The organism is Nocardia africana NBRC 100379, assembly GCF_001612635.1.
Lineage (GTDB): Bacteria > Actinomycetota > Actinomycetes > Mycobacteriales > Mycobacteriaceae > Nocardia > Nocardia africana.
The window spans coordinates 220047-234445 of sequence record NZ_BDAV01000011.1 but is presented as its reverse complement, the minus strand read 5'-3'; the positions used below and the strand labels follow the sequence as shown (position 1 = coordinate 234445).

At 68.0% G+C, this 14399-nt stretch carries 13 protein-coding genes and 2 pseudogenes; 9 read left to right on the top strand and 6 right to left on the bottom strand.

Annotation, left to right across the window (positions count from 1 at the left end):
- The first annotated feature begins 62 nt into the window (after positions 1–62).
- Complete coding sequence (locus NA3_RS20180) at positions 63–809, top strand: AraC family transcriptional regulator (RefSeq protein WP_218021857.1); 747 nt, start codon at positions 63–65, stop codon at positions 807–809.
- 52 nt (positions 810–861) lie between these two features.
- Entirely contained in the window at positions 862–1284 is a 423-nt protein-coding gene (locus tag NA3_RS20175) for a VOC family protein (RefSeq protein WP_062965156.1), read from the top strand.
- Positions 1285–1565: 281 nt separating this feature from the next.
- On the opposite strand, the gene NA3_RS20170 is transcribed toward NA3_RS20175, so the two are convergent.
- The 3 genes from NA3_RS20170 to NA3_RS20160 form a co-directional block, all read right to left on the bottom strand.
- On the bottom strand, positions 1566–2513 hold the full coding sequence (locus NA3_RS20170; protein ID WP_062965155.1) for a glycoside hydrolase family 5 protein: 948 nt from the start codon (positions 2511–2513) through the stop codon (positions 1566–1568).
- Positions 2500–3093 carry a PadR family transcriptional regulator gene (locus tag NA3_RS20165; protein ID WP_062965154.1) on the bottom strand — a complete coding sequence of 198 codons (594 nt, stop codon included), beginning with the start codon at positions 3091–3093 and terminating at the stop codon, positions 2500–2502. The genes NA3_RS20170 and NA3_RS20165 overlap by 14 nt, the downstream gene beginning before the upstream one ends.
- Before the next feature lie 144 nt (positions 3094–3237).
- Positions 3238–3603, bottom strand: a complete 366-nt coding sequence (locus NA3_RS20160; RefSeq protein ID WP_062965153.1) for a MerR family transcriptional regulator — start codon at positions 3601–3603, stop codon at positions 3238–3240.
- A 316-nt stretch (positions 3604–3919) separates the two neighbouring features.
- On the opposite strand from NA3_RS20160, the gene NA3_RS20155 reads away from it, so the two are divergent.
- From NA3_RS20155 to NA3_RS39490, 3 genes are all read left to right on the top strand, one after another.
- On the top strand, positions 3920–4345 hold the full coding sequence (locus NA3_RS20155; RefSeq protein WP_062965387.1) for an Hsp20/alpha crystallin family protein: 426 nt from the start codon (positions 3920–3922) through the stop codon (positions 4343–4345).
- 573 nt (positions 4346–4918) lie between these two features.
- Positions 4919–5134 (top strand): Rv3202a family protein, encoded by a 216-nt coding sequence (locus tag NA3_RS20150; RefSeq protein WP_128145220.1) that lies wholly within the window; start codon positions 4919–4921, stop codon positions 5132–5134.
- Complete coding sequence (locus NA3_RS39490) at positions 5106–5492, top strand: cold shock domain-containing protein (protein WP_063917615.1); 387 nt, start codon at positions 5106–5108, stop codon at positions 5490–5492. Before NA3_RS20150 ends, NA3_RS39490 begins: the two co-directional genes overlap by 29 nt.
- 306 nt (positions 5493–5798) lie before the next feature.
- Here NA3_RS39490 and NA3_RS38710 read toward each other — a convergent pair.
- Positions 5799–6257, bottom strand: a pseudogene (locus NA3_RS38710) (TetR/AcrR family transcriptional regulator); the annotation flags it as partial.
- Here NA3_RS38710 and NA3_RS20135 point away from each other — a divergent pair.
- From NA3_RS20135 to NA3_RS20125, 3 genes and pseudogenes are all read left to right on the top strand, one after another.
- Positions 6246–6947 (top strand): annotated as a pseudogene (locus NA3_RS20135) (zinc-binding dehydrogenase); the annotation flags it as partial. The pseudogenes NA3_RS38710 and NA3_RS20135 overlap by 12 nt on opposite strands.
- Before the next feature lie 221 nt (positions 6948–7168).
- The gene (locus NA3_RS20130; RefSeq protein ID WP_084491697.1) at positions 7169–9133 is read left to right on the top strand and encodes a potassium transporter Kup; all 1965 of its coding nucleotides are present in this window, start codon (positions 7169–7171) and stop codon (positions 9131–9133) included.
- Between the two features lie 115 nt (positions 9134–9248).
- Positions 9249–10490, top strand: a complete 1242-nt coding sequence (locus NA3_RS20125) for a lipase family alpha/beta hydrolase (RefSeq protein WP_062965151.1) — start codon at positions 9249–9251, stop codon at positions 10488–10490.
- A gap of 65 nt (positions 10491–10555) precedes the next feature.
- On the opposite strand, the gene NA3_RS20120 is transcribed toward NA3_RS20125, so the two are convergent.
- Complete coding sequence (locus NA3_RS20120) at positions 10556–11026, bottom strand: MarR family winged helix-turn-helix transcriptional regulator (RefSeq protein ID WP_218021856.1); 471 nt, start codon at positions 11024–11026, stop codon at positions 10556–10558.
- Between the two features lie 211 nt (positions 11027–11237).
- Between NA3_RS20120 and NA3_RS20115 the strand changes: the two genes are divergently transcribed.
- Positions 11238–12845, top strand: coding sequence for a carboxylesterase/lipase family protein (locus tag NA3_RS20115; RefSeq protein WP_062965150.1), 1608 nt, complete (start codon positions 11238–11240; stop codon positions 12843–12845).
- Between the two features lie 44 nt (positions 12846–12889).
- On the opposite strand, the gene NA3_RS20110 is transcribed toward NA3_RS20115, so the two are convergent.
- A complete protein-coding gene (locus NA3_RS20110; RefSeq protein WP_062965149.1) occupies positions 12890–14356 on the bottom strand; it encodes an amidase in 1467 nt (488 codons plus the stop codon).
- Positions 14357–14399 lie beyond the last annotated feature (43 nt).

Genomic DNA, 14399 nt, shown 5'->3' with positions numbered 1-14399 from the left:
GGTCGTCCAGCGCACCCTCACCACGGCGAAACACTCCCTGGCCCCGTGTTAGTTTCTTGGCCGTGAGCCTCGAACCGGCCGATGGCGTCGAGCAGCGCCTGTCCGATTCCCCCTATGTGGAGCGGATCTATCGGGCTGGGCCGGCCGCTGGGGCGCTACCGGCGCGGATGCGGTCCGTGGCGAATTCGAATTGGGAGTTCGTCGTGTGGCGTGACCGGGGGCAGACGCATGTTTCGGTCCGCGGCCCCGAGACCGTTCCCACGGTGCTGGAGCTGGGCCCGGGGACGGGCGAAACGGTCGGGATCATCTTCCGGCATGGCGCGTTCCTGGCACCCATGCCGGTGCCGGAACTGGTCGACACCGCGGTGTCGAGCCCGCACAGCACGGCCCGCTCGTTCGTGCTGCAGGGCCAGGAGTGGGAAATCCCGGCCTACGACAACGCCGACGTTTTCGTCGACCGCCTGGTCCGCGCCGGACTGCTGGTGCGCGATCCGCTGGTCACCGATGTGCTCCGCGGTGATGCCACCACGTTGGTCACTCCGCGATCGGTGCAGCGGCGGGTGGCGGCGGCGACCGGTCTCACGCAGGGCGCGATCCGGCAGATCGAACGAGCCAGGCAGGCGGTTCTGCTGCTGCGACAGGGGATTCCGGCGGTCGAGGTCGCGCAGCGAACGGGGTATCACGACCAGCCGCACCTGGCGCGTTCGCTGACCCGGTTCACAGGCCGCACGGCATCCCAGCTGCGCCGCGCCGACGGCGAGGAGATGCTGTCGCTCCTGTACAAGACCGAGGTCGAGGTGCGCCCCTAGATTTTGTGGTGTCGCCGGGAGCGCCCGGCACACCGAATACAGGAGGCACGTCATGGCATTCACGCAGATCTACGTCAACCTGCCGGTCACCGACCTGGAGGCGAGCACGAAGGTGTACACGGCGATGGGGGGAACGATCAACCCCGACTTCACCGGGGACACCTCCGCCCAGGTGGTTCTCGCCGACGCGATCGTGGTGCAGCTCATGACGCGCGAGACCTTCGCGACCTTCACCAAGCGAGACACCGCGGACGGTCCGATCGAGGTGATCAACGCGCTCGCCGCCGAGTCGCGCGAAGAGGTGGACCGCCTGGTCGACGCGGCGCTGGCCGCAGGGGCCACCGAACCGCGGGAGGCCCAGGACATGGGCTGGCTGTACAACCGGGCGATCGACGACCCGGACGGCCACAGCTGGGAGCTGCTCGCCTACAACCCGGCCGCCATGGGCGAGGACCCCACGACCGGCCAGGACTGACGTCAGCGGCGTGGCCGGAGAGGCTCCGGCCGGTTGCCGATCTTGCTGCGGTGTCTCGCCGAGCGGACACGGCTACCGCTCGAGGAGAGACCACGGTCGCGTCGACACGGCCGAAATCGACGCTCCCCCAATCCAACTGGGTGGGTTTTCTCGGCACCTTCGACTCACCGGCGGGGACGATCCGGAATCGCCGACCGGCCGGGCGCGGCATGCGCCTACAACTCGGTGCGTGGTTCTCGCTGATACACCTCGTGCAGCAGGTCCTGTGCCGCGCGGCTGTGTCAGTTCATCAGTGCGCGCAACAGTGGCTGATTCCAGCTGCGGGATTCGAGGTCGTAGAGGGCGAAGGTGGGCGCGAAAGACCAACAACCCCAGGAGAATCCGTGTTCCTCGGCCTGACGCCTGTTGAACTCGGTCCAGCGGGCGCGGCTGGCCGGGTCGGCGTTGGTGGTGGTGCCGAACTCGCCGACGAAGACGGGACGGTTGCCGGCTCGGGCCCAGGTGGCCAGATCCGCGTAGCCCGCGGCCAATTCGCCCCGCTCCCGATCGGTTCCGGCCCAGGTGGTACCCAGCCACGAGCGGGGGTCACCGAACGGGGTGTCGGTGCCCAGCCATTGTTCGCCCTGCATCGTGAAGGTGATCGGCCAGTACTGGTGGACGGTGACGATCAGGTTGGCGTCGTCGGGCAGCGACAGCTGCGCCAGCATGCGAATGTTGTTGTAGGCGCACGGGCCGAAGACGACGGCGCGCTCGGCGTCGGTCTTGCGGATGACGGTCAGTAGCTCACGCAGGATGTCGTTCCACAGCGGGTCCAGGGCACCACGCGGTTCGGTGAACGGCTCCAGCACGACAGAGGACGGGCGGTCGGCGAATGCGGTCGCGACCTGGTCGGTGATCGACAGCAGACGCGGCAGATGCCGAGGCGGGTCGGCGATGAGGTCCGGGTCGAGGAAATTGGTGACCACCACGGCCAGGCCGCGTTCGGCCGCCAGGTCCAGGTAGGTGTGGACGCGATCGACCGTCTCCGGTGCGATGCGGAAATCGGGTGCCTCGCCGCAGTGCGCCGCCCAGTACACGCCCAACCGCACCGCGGAAAACCCGGCCTGCTCGAAGAGGTCGAATTCGTGTGCGGTCAGCTCGACGGTGTAGCCGGACTCCAATTCCGACCCGAGGTCCGGGCACACGGTGATCGTGCGGGCCAGCAGCCGGTTGATGTCATGAATCGTCATCGGAATACTCCTGGTCGGCGAGAGGCCAGGACAAGGTGCCCCGGCGGAGGTCGGCTGCGAAGGCGAGCAGCCAATCGCGCTCGGCGCGGCGTAGCGCTTGGGCGTAGGTGTGATCGGCGAGGAAGATCGGCTCGACGCCCGACGCTGCGGCAAGCCCGGCCTCGACCTCTTCGATGGTTGCGTCGATGCGCTCGGCGCGACGCGAGACCAGTTCCGCCACTTCGTTTCCGGGTAGCGCGAACATGAACGCCAGCGCCGCGGCGAACGCCGCCGTGTCGTGCGCGGGATCGCTGAGCAGGTCTCGCAGCCAGGACTTCACCGTGGTGATCCCGGCCGGGGTGATGCGGTAGACGGTGCGCTCGGGCCGGTTTCCGGCGCGCGCCGGGTCGTCCTGCACGACCAGTCCAGCCGCCGTCAGCCGGGGCAGCAGGTCATAGAGCGTGGCGTGCTTGAGTTTGAGAGTTTTGTCGAGCCCGCGCTCGCGCAGCAGGGTTCGGATCTCGTACGGATGTCGAGGATTCTCCGCGAGCATCCCCAGCACGGCCAGGGCTGCCGGACTGAACAGTGGCTTGGGTGGCACGCATTCCCCATGGTCGAATTCGAATGGTCGAACTCGACTATACCCGCGAGCGGCAGTGGCACCTCACCGCCGCGCGAAAGCGCAACGAATCCCGCGTAGGGCGTCTTCGCACCGCACGGCCGGCGAACCGCAGTGGGTGTGAGCTCACACGTGGTCGGGCTCTTCACGCAGCCTGTCGCGTTCGGCTCTGAGCACGGTATTGCGTTGCTGCAGTAGCGTGTTGCGCTCGCGTAGAGCGGTGTTGTCGTCCTCGAGATCGAGGATGCGCGCGATCGCCGACAGATGGATGCCTTGGCCGGCCAACCGGGTGATACGACCCAGTCGGGCCAGATCCGCGCCGCTGTAGCGGCGCGTCCCGCCGGCGCTACGGGCAGGACTGATCAATCCGTGCTGCTCATACAGTCGCAGCGTCTGAACACCGATACCGGCGAGTTCGGCAGCGACGGAGATGGTGTAGACCGCCTGCTGCGCATCGGGCAGGTGCCCCTGCGACGAAGGGTCCGGCTCCATCTCACTCCTTTCTGCCGACATCAGAATATCTCTCGCCTCTCCCCATGATGTTCTCAGAAGTGCATCGAATAAATCTCTCTCAGACGTAAGAGGTTACCTGTCCATGACAGGCCCGTTGTGTCCGACCGCCACGGCATGGACGCTCCCACCCCGCAGCCCCGCCACGGAGCCCGCCCGTCGCCGCCGCCCGAGAACGGAGAAATCTTCATCCAACCGCTTGCACTCTCCTTGCCGGAGTGCTAAATATTATCTCCGTCAGATGACACAGGTTTCCTGAGTTGCTTTGAGAAGGACGAAGTAGCTGGAGGTGATGGCCATGCTGATGCGCACTGATCCTTTCCGTGATCTGGACCGTTTGACCCAGCAGGTGTTCGGGACCGCGGCGCGCCCGGCGGCGATGCCGATGGACGCCTGGCGCGAAGGCGAGGAGTTCCTGGTCGAGTTCGATCTGCCCGGAATCGATCCGCAGGCGCTGGATCTCGATGTCGAACGCAATGTGCTGACCGTGCGAGCGTCGAGGCCGGACTTGGATTCGGACCGTTCCATGGTGGCGGCCGAACGCCCTCGCGGGGTGTTCAGCCGGCAACTGTTCCTGGGCGAGAACCTCGATACCGACCGGATCCACGCCGACTACCGCGACGGAGTCCTGCGACTGCGAATCCCTGTCGCGGAGAAGGCCAAGCCCCGCAAGATCGAGATCGAACGCCCCGAGCGGGAGGCCAAGGCTCTCACGACGTCCTGACCTACCCCGGGCCGCGTGCGAGTGCGTGGGCCGACGATCCGGTCGATACGGAGCTGTCATGGCTGGACGAGCGGCTGCCGGCCCTCGACCCCGACATCGAGGAGCTCTTCGCCGATATCGATCGGATCCTGCGTACCACCGGCATTCGGCCCGGCAGTGCACGGCGGCGCGTCCGTCGGACACGGGCGAGCCCAGGGCACCGGCGCCTGCGCCGGCACCCGGAGGGATGGCGGCCCTCACCGTGGGCGGCCACCGAGCGTGGCCCGCCCCGGGCGACCGGAAATGGAGTTCGGCGAGCCGGCATGAGGCACCGCCGCCGATCGGCCCCGCATCGACGGAGTCGATCGAGTCGAGTGCATCGCCACTGTCGTGGCACACCGGAACCACCGACCCGCTCGCGAACCTGGGGGCAGTGTCAGTAGTTCACACGTTCTTTCCGTCGAAGGGTGGACCCGGTGGCGATCGGCGCCGGCGGGTCCACTCACCCCTTCCTCCGCTGCCGGCGCAGTCCGGCAGCGTCGTTGTGCGCCGAAAACCCTTGTAGCTCTTCTCGTTCGAGGAAAGGAGATCGCCATGACAGCCATGCAATCGGGCAGCGACCTCGACCGCGCCGACCAGAGCATCCCGGTCGGCGACCAGGACCTCGACACCGGCCTGGATACCAGGACACTGCATCCGCTTGCCGAACGCATCCGCGCCGCCTTCGACTCGGCGGCTATCACCGACCGCATCGACCAGAACTGGATCACCCCCTACGACGATGACGACTACTACTGCCTCGCCTACTGACATCGGCCACCGCGGCGACGCCCACCGCCACCCCGACACCGAACTGCCCCGTTGGCACCACGGCCGCGTCGAATGGTTCAACGCGGAGAAGGGTTTCGGCTTCATCACCCCCGACGACGGTCAACCGGTGTTCGTCGAATACAGCGCTATCGCCACTCCCGGTTACAAAACCCTCACCGCGGGCCAACACGTGATCTTCACCGCTACCCACGCCCCGCGGGGACCCGAAGCCACGCAGGTCATCGCCTACCCCGTACCCATCCCACCCGCACACGGCGGCACCCACGGCACGGTCCACCTCCCCACCCGCGCCCGCCGCCTCGAGGCTCCGGCGCGCCGGCATCCCGCGGCCGCATAACCACCTGCGCACGGGCCGTGCCCTCGACCGGGCCGGCCCACGCGCGAGAAGGAAGAAGCATCCAGATGACCGTCCCCAGCGCACCCGACCTACGCGAACGAGCCGAATTCGCCGAACCGTCGGCCCGGTCGCACACAACTCCTGATCCCGACACCACAGTGGTGCAATGGCCAGACCCCAGTCCCCTACAGACCTGGTGGGACGACGTCATGCGCCCGGCCCGCCACCCCGACCTCGTCGCCTAGCGCCGACCCGGACCCCCGGCGCCGCGCTCATGTCGGCATCGGAGTCGGCGTCGGCACGGCACGCGACTGTCGCTCGAGGGCGAAGGCCGTCGAGGAGGATGTCGAGAAGCCGATCGGCGGTGACCGCGTGGCCGGGTTGGTGTGCGACGGTGAAGATCCCGATCAGGCTCGCCGCGACCTCCTCGGCGGTGACATCGGGCCGGAGGTCTCCTGCCGCACGACCGGCATCGAGCATTGCCGAGATCGCGTTCACGATCTCGCCCCGCGTTTGCGCGTGGCCGACGGCACCGGCCTCGATCATCGCCAGCAGCGTGTCGAGCATGCCGTTCTTCGTCGCGATCCAGTCGCCGAACAGGTCCATCCACTGCCGCATCGCAACGGCCGGGGGCTTCTCGGCGAGCAATTCCCGGGCGCCGGTGGTGAGGCGGTCGACTTGGTCACGGTAGACCGCCTCCACCAGGGACTCGCGGGTCGGGAAGTGACGATAGAGCGTCGCGATGCCGACGCCGGCGCGCACGGCTACGCGGTCGGCGACCGGGTGTTCGGGGCGGCCTTGTCCCGGGCTGTCGCCGACTTCGTCGTGGTCGACGCGAACGGCGACATCGTCAGCGGCGTCGCTCATCACACCCCGGAGGGCGTCGATGATCGCACCGCCGCCACGCTGTCGATCGCGGGCAGCACCGCGGCCGCCGCTCTCGACGTCCTCGGCCTGGGCCCGGACGACACGGTGCTGGTCGGCGGCGCGGGCGGTGGGGTCGGCGTGTTCGCAGTCCAGCTGGCGCGAATCGCGGGCGCGCGCGTGATCGGCACCGGCTCGCCGTCGTCGGCGGAGTATCTGCGAAGCCTCGGCGTCGAACCCGTCGCCTACGGCGACGGCCTCATCGGCCGGGTCCGCGCCCTCGATGCGGGCCCGGTCACCGCAGCACTGGACCTGCACGGGACGGACACCGTGCACGTCGCCCGCGAGCTGGGCGTTCCGGACGGTCGTATCTGCACCATCGCGGCGGTGGTCGAGGGGGTGCCGGCCGCCAACGGCGCGAATGCCGCGCCCGATGCTCTCGACACCATCGCGCGCCTCGCCGCGGCCGGTCGTCTGCGGGTACCCATCGCGGCGACCTACCCCCTCGAAGACATCCGCGCGGCCGTCGAACGCCAGGCCGCCCGGCACGTCCACGGCAAAGTCGTCGTCGACCTCTCATCTCGACGCTAGTCCGCGCAGGGGTTCGTCCGTTCCGGTCTCTGCTGCAGCGTCGGATTGCCCTCGCGCATCGTCGAATCCGGCCTCACGGCCGCGGGCTGCCGCTCGGCGTGTCGATCCAGCGCGCCGGATTCCCTGCGCAGCGATACCGCTGCCACATACTCGCCCCGCATAGGCTCCGCGGTGCGCTGTATCGTCCGACGGGCGTGGCACCCACGACGTGGAGGAGCAGCATGGCAAGGGCGAAGGGCACCATCGGAGGCGGTCCCGCGTTCGAGGTGGAGCCGGGTCAGCCGCCGCACCAGCGCGATTCGGTGCGCTGGGGCGTGGTGGTCGGCGCGCTGGGAGTGGTGTTCGGCGATATCGGCACGAGCCCGATCTACACCCTGCAAACCGTGTTCGATCCGGGCGACCCTCATCCCGTTCCGGTGAACACCGACAACGTTTTCGGCCTGGTGTCATTGGTGTTCTGGTCGGTGATGATCATCGTCACCGTCACCTACGTCCTGCTCGCGATGCGTGCCGACAACGACGGCGAGGGCGGCATCATGGCATTGATCACGCTGCTTCGCCGGTGGAGTTCACCACGCGGACGGAAAACGGCCATCGGCTTGGCCGCGCTCGGAATCTTCGGCGCCTCTTTGTTTTTCGGTGACAGCATGATCACCCCGGCGATCTCGGTGCTGTCCTCGGTCGAGGGCATCAAGGTGGTCGAGCCGGCGTTGAAGGATCTGGTCATCCCGGTGACGGTCGTGATCATCGTGGCGCTGTTCGTGGTGCAACGTCGCGGCACCGCCACGGTCGGACGGATGTTCGGCCCGATCATGATCGCCTGGTTCCTGACGATCGGTATCTGCGGAATCAGCGGCATCGTGCACAATCCCCGCATCCTGCAAGCACTCTCGCCCACCTATGCGCTGGGTTTTCTGATCGGGCACTTCGGTATCGCGTTCTTCGCCCTCGCCGCGATCGTGCTCGCGGTGACCGGCGCCGAGGCGCTCTACGCCGACATGGGACATTTCGGCCGCCGCTCCATCACCCGCGCGTGGCTGATCCTCGTGTTTCCCGCCTGCACACTCAGCTACCTCGGGCAGGGCGCGCTCATCCTCGACGACGCCCGGAATATCAGCAGCCCCTTCTTTCTCCTGGCGCCGGGCTGGGCACGACTGCCGCTGGTGCTGCTTGCCACCGCCGCCACGGTCATCGCCTCACAAGCGGTGATCACCGGCGCGTATTCCGTCGCCTCCCAGGCCGCGCAACTGGGGTACCTGCCGCGGCTGCGCATCGCCCACACCTCCGAATCCACGATCGGCCAGATCTACGTCCCGTGGATCAACTGGTTGCTGATGGTCTCGGTGCTCACCCTCGTCTTCGCGTTCCGCAGCTCGACGGCGCTGGCGTTCGCCTTCGGCATGGCCGTGACCGGAACCATCACCATCACCACCCTGCTGTTCTTCTACGTCGCTCGAAGCCGCTGGCACATTCCACGCTGGATACTCGCCGCAGGCGCATTGCCACTGCTGACCGTCGATCTGCTGTTCGTCGCGGCCAATCTCACCAAGTTCGCGCACGGCGCATGGCTGCCGCTGCTGATCGGCCTTACCGCATTCACGGTCATGACAACCTGGCAGCGCGGCCGCCGGATCGTGACCGCCGAACGGATCCGGCGGGAAGGATCGCTGCGGACATTCGTCGACGAACTCGCCGAAGGCACACCCCCCACGACGCACGTTCCCGGCACCGCCATCTTCCTCAACCGCGGCAAGGAAACGGCACCATTGGCCTTGCGCGCCAACGTCGAACACAACCACGTGCGCCACCACCACATCGTGATCCTGTCCATCCATACCGAACCCGTCCCCCGCATCCCCGACAACGAACGCATCGCCACCGACCCGCTGGGTCCACCCGACGACGGCATCACCCACGTCACCGCCCGCTACGGCTACATGGAAACCCCCGACGTACCCCGGGCACTCACCCTCGTCGACGACCGAGACACCGAAGGCCCGCTCGACCTGGACCGCGCCTCCTATTTCCTGTCGACCATCGAACTCCGGCGCGGCACCGCCCCCACCATGGCCGCATGGCGCAAACGCCTGTTCATCGCCACCTCCTACATCACCGCCGACGCCGCCGACTACTTCGGCCTCCCCCGCGATCGCACCATCATCATGGGCTCGCAGATCGAGGTGTAGGCCGACGAGCAGGGTGGCCGCACCGGCCCGGTCGTCATCGTCGAATCGCACCGGCCGCCGGGAGATTCGTCCCAGAGGTTGCGCGGCGTTCAGTGCACGGTCGTACACTGAATCGATGAGCGATCGGCAACAGGCGGAGATCGAGGCGCTCGCCCGGCTGGCCGGCGATGAACTGGCCGGCGCTGTGGACGGGATCGCCACGGTGCATCGCGCCATCTCCGATCACGTATTCGCGGCCGTGCGACTCGGGGTCGGCCCGGCCGCACGGCCGGTGCAGGTCATACACGACTCCATCGCCGACACCGTGTACCGGATCGTCAGCGGTTCCGCGGTCTCGGCGGGCACGCTGGCCGAACACGCCGCGACGCTCTCCGGTATACCCACCCCGTCGCGTACGGTTTTCGGCTCCGGCCTCATCGCGGCCGTGCAGGGCTTGATCGGCGACACTCTCGCGCAGGAGCAGCCGATCCTCGACGCGCCCATGGCATTTCGGTTCGACGGCGCTCCGGTCGAGCCGGAACGGCTCGCGCAGCACATCACGAACCCGAGCGGCCGGGTCGTGATCTTCCTGCACGGCCTGGCGGAAACCGAACACGCGTGGCGCCTCGGCGGCAGACCGACCTATGCCGAACGACTGGAGGCCGATCTCGGCTGCACATCCCTTCAGGTGCGGTACAACAGCGGTCTGCACATTTCCGAGAACGCCCGGCAACTCGACGATCTGTTACAGCGCCTCGTCGAGCACTGGCCGGTCGAGATCGAGCAGTTGTCGCTGGTCGGCCATTCGATGGGCGGGCTCATCGCCCGCGGCGCGTGTTTCGGCGCCGCCGAGGACGGCCATTCCTGGGTACGCCACGTGCGCCAGGTGGTCTGCCTCGGGTCACCGCACCTCGGTGCGCCGCTCGAGCAATTCGTTTATTACCTCTCCGCGGCGCTGGTTCGCGTACCGGAGACCCGGCCGTTCGGACGACTGCTACGCCGCCGCAGTGCGGGCATCCGCGACCTGCGCGATGGTTCGCTGGTCGATCAGGACTGGAACGGTCTGGACGCGGACACGTTGCGCCGGCGAGCGATTCGCGAGATCCCGCTCCTCGAGGGCGCCGATCACTACTTCGTCACCGCGACCATCACTCGCAGCCCGAACCATCCCCTTGGCCGCGTCATCGGGGACGGTTTGGTGCTGACCACGAGCGGTTCGGGCCGGAATCGCATGCGGCGCATCGGTTTCGACGACGACAACGGCCTGCACCTGCCCGGGGCGAATCACTTCACGCTCCTCAACCACGAGGCAGTCTATGAAGCGCTGTCCCGCTGGCTGTGCGGCGAGCGCGAACAGAAGTCCCTTCGTTCGGACTGAGCCGGACGGCCTGCCGCTCTGGGTGTGCTGCAACAACCGAGAGGAGGCAGACGTGGTCGGACTCTTTAACCGCTCAGCTCCGCGAGCAGCCGCCACAATGCGGGTACCGCCGATTCCACCGCCCGGCGATCGGCGTCGGACAGCCGGGCCAACGTCTCGCGCAGCATCGCCGCGCTCGCGCGGTCGTACCGATCCAGCAGCTCGCGCGCCCGCGCCGATGCGACGAGCATCGCCCCACGCCCGTCCCCCGGTGTCGGCAGCCGCTCGACGAGGTCGTCCGCCGTCATGGTTCGCAGCAGATTGCTGATGGTGGACTGTGCCACGTTCAATTCGGCGGCCGCCCGGCTCGGCGTGAGTCCGCCCGACGCCACCAGGAGCCGGAGCAGTTCGATCTGCGCTTCCGGGAGGTCAGGCAAGTCCTCGGCGGTGCGCGTGCGACGCAGAACCGCCCGGCGCAACGGTCCGAGCAACGCGCTGAGCTGGGCGTCCACCGCCACTCGCGATGCCGGATCCGTTCGTGAGGCCGAGTTTTCCACCCCCACATTCTGCCCGCACGACCGATGCCGGCACCGCGACACTGTCGACCCACTCCACGCCGCACCGGCACCGTCGTTCAGTCGGTGCGGTCGGCGAACCCTTCGGGCAATCCCGAAGGGGCGCAGGCGATAACCGCGAAAACGCTGCGCCCGGCAGACCTGCCACCTACAGTACTTTTGCTACAAAACTAAATGGAGTCGGGAGCTTCACATGTCGATCCGCACTGCCCCTCGCACCCGAGCGCGGTGGCTGTCCTCGATACTGATCAGCGTCGTCGCGGTCGCGATGGCGGTGGTGATCCCGGCCGCCCACGCCGCACCGGACGCCGGTTCCGAGCCGGTTGTGAGCGTGAGCGGCGGGCAGATTCGGGGCCTGCGCGCCGACGGAGTCGTTCGATATCTCGGTGTACCGTTCGCGCAGGCCGGCCGGTTCGCGCCGCCGCAGCCCGCTGCGCCCTGGCCGGATGTCCGGCCGGCGGTCGCCCACGGCCCGCAGTGCCCGCAGTCGCCTCCCGTGCCCGGAGTATCGCTGCAGCCGTCGAGCGAAGAGTGCCTCAGCATCGATGTCTACGTGCCCGAACACCCCGCCGGCGCCGGGCTGCCGGTGATGGTGTGGCTCTACGGCGGCGCCTTCGTGCTCGGATCCAATGCCCAATACGACTCCCCGGCCCGCCTCGTCCGCGACGGGCAGGTCATCGTCGCGGTCCCCAACTATCGCGTCGGGCCGTTCGGCTTCCTGGCCCTGCCCGAGCTCGCCGCCGAAAGCAGCGGCGCGACAGGCACATACGGGACGCTCGATCAGCAGGCCGCGCTGCGCTGGATTCACGACAATGCCACAGCATTCGGCGGAGATCCCGGCAATGTCACCCTGTTCGGCGAATCCGCCGGCGGCATGAGCGTCTGTACCCAGCTCGCTTCCCCCGCGGCCCGCGGCCTCTACACCAAAGCGATCGTCGAAAGCGGTTCGTGCGCACGAAGTCCACTCGTTCCACCCACCCCGCAGGTTGCCTATCAGCGATCCGGCGACTACGCATCCAGCCTGGGCTGCGCGGACCCCGCCACCCGGCTGGCCTGCCTGCGGGCATTGCCCCTCGATCGGCTCCTCGACTCCCCGACGACCGAACTGAACACCATGGCCGTCACCTGGACACCCATCCGCGACGGGGTCGTGGTGACCGATACACCCGAGAACGCCCTGGCGAACGGCGCGGTGCGTGACATCCCCATGATCGTGGGCAGCAACGCCGACGAGGGCGCGACCTTCATCGCCCTCCTCGACTACGGACACGGGACCACGCCCTCCGCAGCCGACTACACGAAGTGGGCGCGAGAACTGTTCGGCGACAACGCCGATCGTGTACTTCAGCGCTATCCCACCTACGCCTACCCCACTCCCGCGGCCGCAAAAGAACGCGTCCTCACCGACGGATTCTTCGCCTGCCCAGCTCAATTCACCGCCGAATCCGCCCGCCGCGGCGGCGCCCGGGTGTGGCGTTACCAGTTCGACGACACACCCCTGCCTGTCAATCCGCTCCTGCCGGGCGCGTTCCACGGCGCCGAGGTGCCCTATGTGTTCTCCACGCTCATGGGCCTGCCCATTCCGCTGTCCCCTGCCGCCGACCGGCTTTCCCGCGACATCCAGGACAGTTGGGCGCACTTCGCCCACACCGGCAATCCCGAAACACCGGCCCTGACCCCGTGGCCCCATGCCACCGTCGACACCACCCTCGAGCTCGGAAGCGACCGCATCGGAACCGCCGACACCTTCGGCGCACAGCACCACTGCGACCTGTGGGCCGATATCGACCACATCGGATAGAGGGGCGTCGTCGATCGCGGGCTACCGCGAAGGTGCGATGTCCGTCAAAGGGCTGCGACCCTGTCGAACCACGGCGCCGCCTGCTCGACCTGGGCGGCGACCTTGATCAGCGTCGATTCTCCGCCCAGGGGAGCCACGAGTTGGACCCCCAGCGGAAGTCCGTCGGCGGTCCAGTGCAGGGGCAGCGAGATCGCGGGCCGGCCGGTGATGTTGGCGAGCTGGGTGTAGGGCACCCAACCGAGATTCTTGCTGATCAAGTGGTCGACGATCGACGTGTATTTGAGCAGGCCGGCGGTGCGGGTCTTCAGAATCGCGTCGGTCGCGCGGCGCAGCGACTTCGGCAATTCGAACTCCCCGATCTTCGGGGGCGGGGTCGCCATCGTGGGCGTCAGCAGAAGATCGTAGGTGGCGAAGTACTCGGTCAGGCGACGGGCGTGGCCGTGCCGGGCTTCGACGGCGGCGACGTATTCCGGGCCTCGTGTCGCGTTGCCCAACGCCGCCATGACCAGGGTGTCGCGCTCGAATCCCTCGGTGCCGCAGCCGGTGAGCCGACGTGCGGCGGCGACCTCGTAGGCGATGTAGACGAACCAGGCGAGCAAGAACTCGTTGGCCAGGGCAGCGTCGTCGAACGGCGCCTCTTCCAGGATTTCCACCCGGTGGCCGAGATCGGTCAGCACCCGCGTTGCCGCTTCGACCGCCGCGAAGGCCTCGGGATCGGGTTCGGGTGTAATGGCCGTGGGGATTCGCACGCCGATTCGCAGGCGGCCGGGATCCTGGCCTACCGCGTCGCGGTACGGGCCGGAAACCGCCGGCTGAAACGGACCCGACACTTCTCCGCCGGCGATGACATCGAGCATCCCGGCGGTGTCGCGGACCGAGCGCGTGACGACCCCTTGCACAGCGGCACCGTGCATGAGTTCTCCGGTCCCCGGTCCCATGGGGGTCAGCCCCCGTCCCGGTTTCAAACCGACGAGTCCGCAGCAACCTGCCGGAATTCGGATCGAACCGCCGCCGTCGTTCGCGCCGGCGGCGGGGACGATGCCGGCCGCGACCGCCGCCGCGGAGCCGCCCGACGACCCACCCGGCGTTCGCGACAGGTCCCACGGATTTCGGGTCGGACCCCAGAGCTCGGGCTCGGTGATCGCCTTGGCGCCGAACTCGGGCATATTGGTCTTGCCGAAGATCATCAGGCCGGCGTCGAGCCACCGTCGGACGATCGTGGCGTGCTCTGGCGCCGGGGACGTGCGCAACGAGCGCGATCCCTGCGAGGACGGAAGCCCCGCATAATCCATCCCGAGGTCCTTGATGAGGAACGGGACCCCGGCGAAGGCCCCGGTGCGCTCCGCGTCGGCCGAGCACGGAATGTCGGCGATGATCGCGTTGATCCGCGGATTCACCTCGGCGGCGCGATCGCGCGCTGCCGCGAGCAGCTCGGCGGCCGTGACCTCCTTCTTCGCCACCAATTCGGCGAGACCGGTGGCGTCGTATCGGCGGTACTCCTCGACATTCATCTGCACTCCTCTATCGGCGGATCGGACCGCATCATTCCTGGAA

Excerpts from the sequence above, each read along its gene's own strand:
- NA3_RS39490 (WP_063917615.1), top strand. The coding sequence starts at position 5,106 with ATGACGACTACTACTGCCTCGCCTACTGACATCGGCCACCGCGGCGAC.
- NA3_RS20155 (WP_062965387.1), top strand. The coding sequence starts at position 3,920 with ATGCTGATGCGCACTGATCCTTTCCGTGATCTGGACCGTTTGACCCAG.
- NA3_RS20150 (WP_128145220.1), top strand. The coding sequence starts at position 4,919 with ATGACAGCCATGCAATCGGGCAGCGACCTCGACCGCGCCGACCAGAGC.
- NA3_RS20125 (WP_062965151.1), top strand. The coding sequence starts at position 9,249 with ATGAGCGATCGGCAACAGGCGGAGATCGAGGCGCTCGCCCGGCTGGCC.
- NA3_RS20170 (WP_062965155.1), bottom strand. The coding sequence starts at position 2,513 with ATGACGATTCATGACATCAACCGGCTGCTGGCCCGCACGATCACCGTG.
- NA3_RS20160 (WP_062965153.1), bottom strand. The coding sequence starts at position 3,603 with ATGGAGCCGGACCCTTCGTCGCAGGGGCACCTGCCCGATGCGCAGCAG.
- NA3_RS20110 (WP_062965149.1), bottom strand. The coding sequence starts at position 14,356 with ATGAATGTCGAGGAGTACCGCCGATACGACGCCACCGGTCTCGCCGAA.
- NA3_RS20175 (WP_062965156.1), top strand. The coding sequence starts at position 862 with ATGGCATTCACGCAGATCTACGTCAACCTGCCGGTCACCGACCTGGAG.
- NA3_RS20115 (WP_062965150.1), top strand. The coding sequence starts at position 11,238 with ATGTCGATCCGCACTGCCCCTCGCACCCGAGCGCGGTGGCTGTCCTCG.
- NA3_RS20130 (WP_084491697.1), top strand. The coding sequence starts at position 7,169 with ATGGCAAGGGCGAAGGGCACCATCGGAGGCGGTCCCGCGTTCGAGGTG.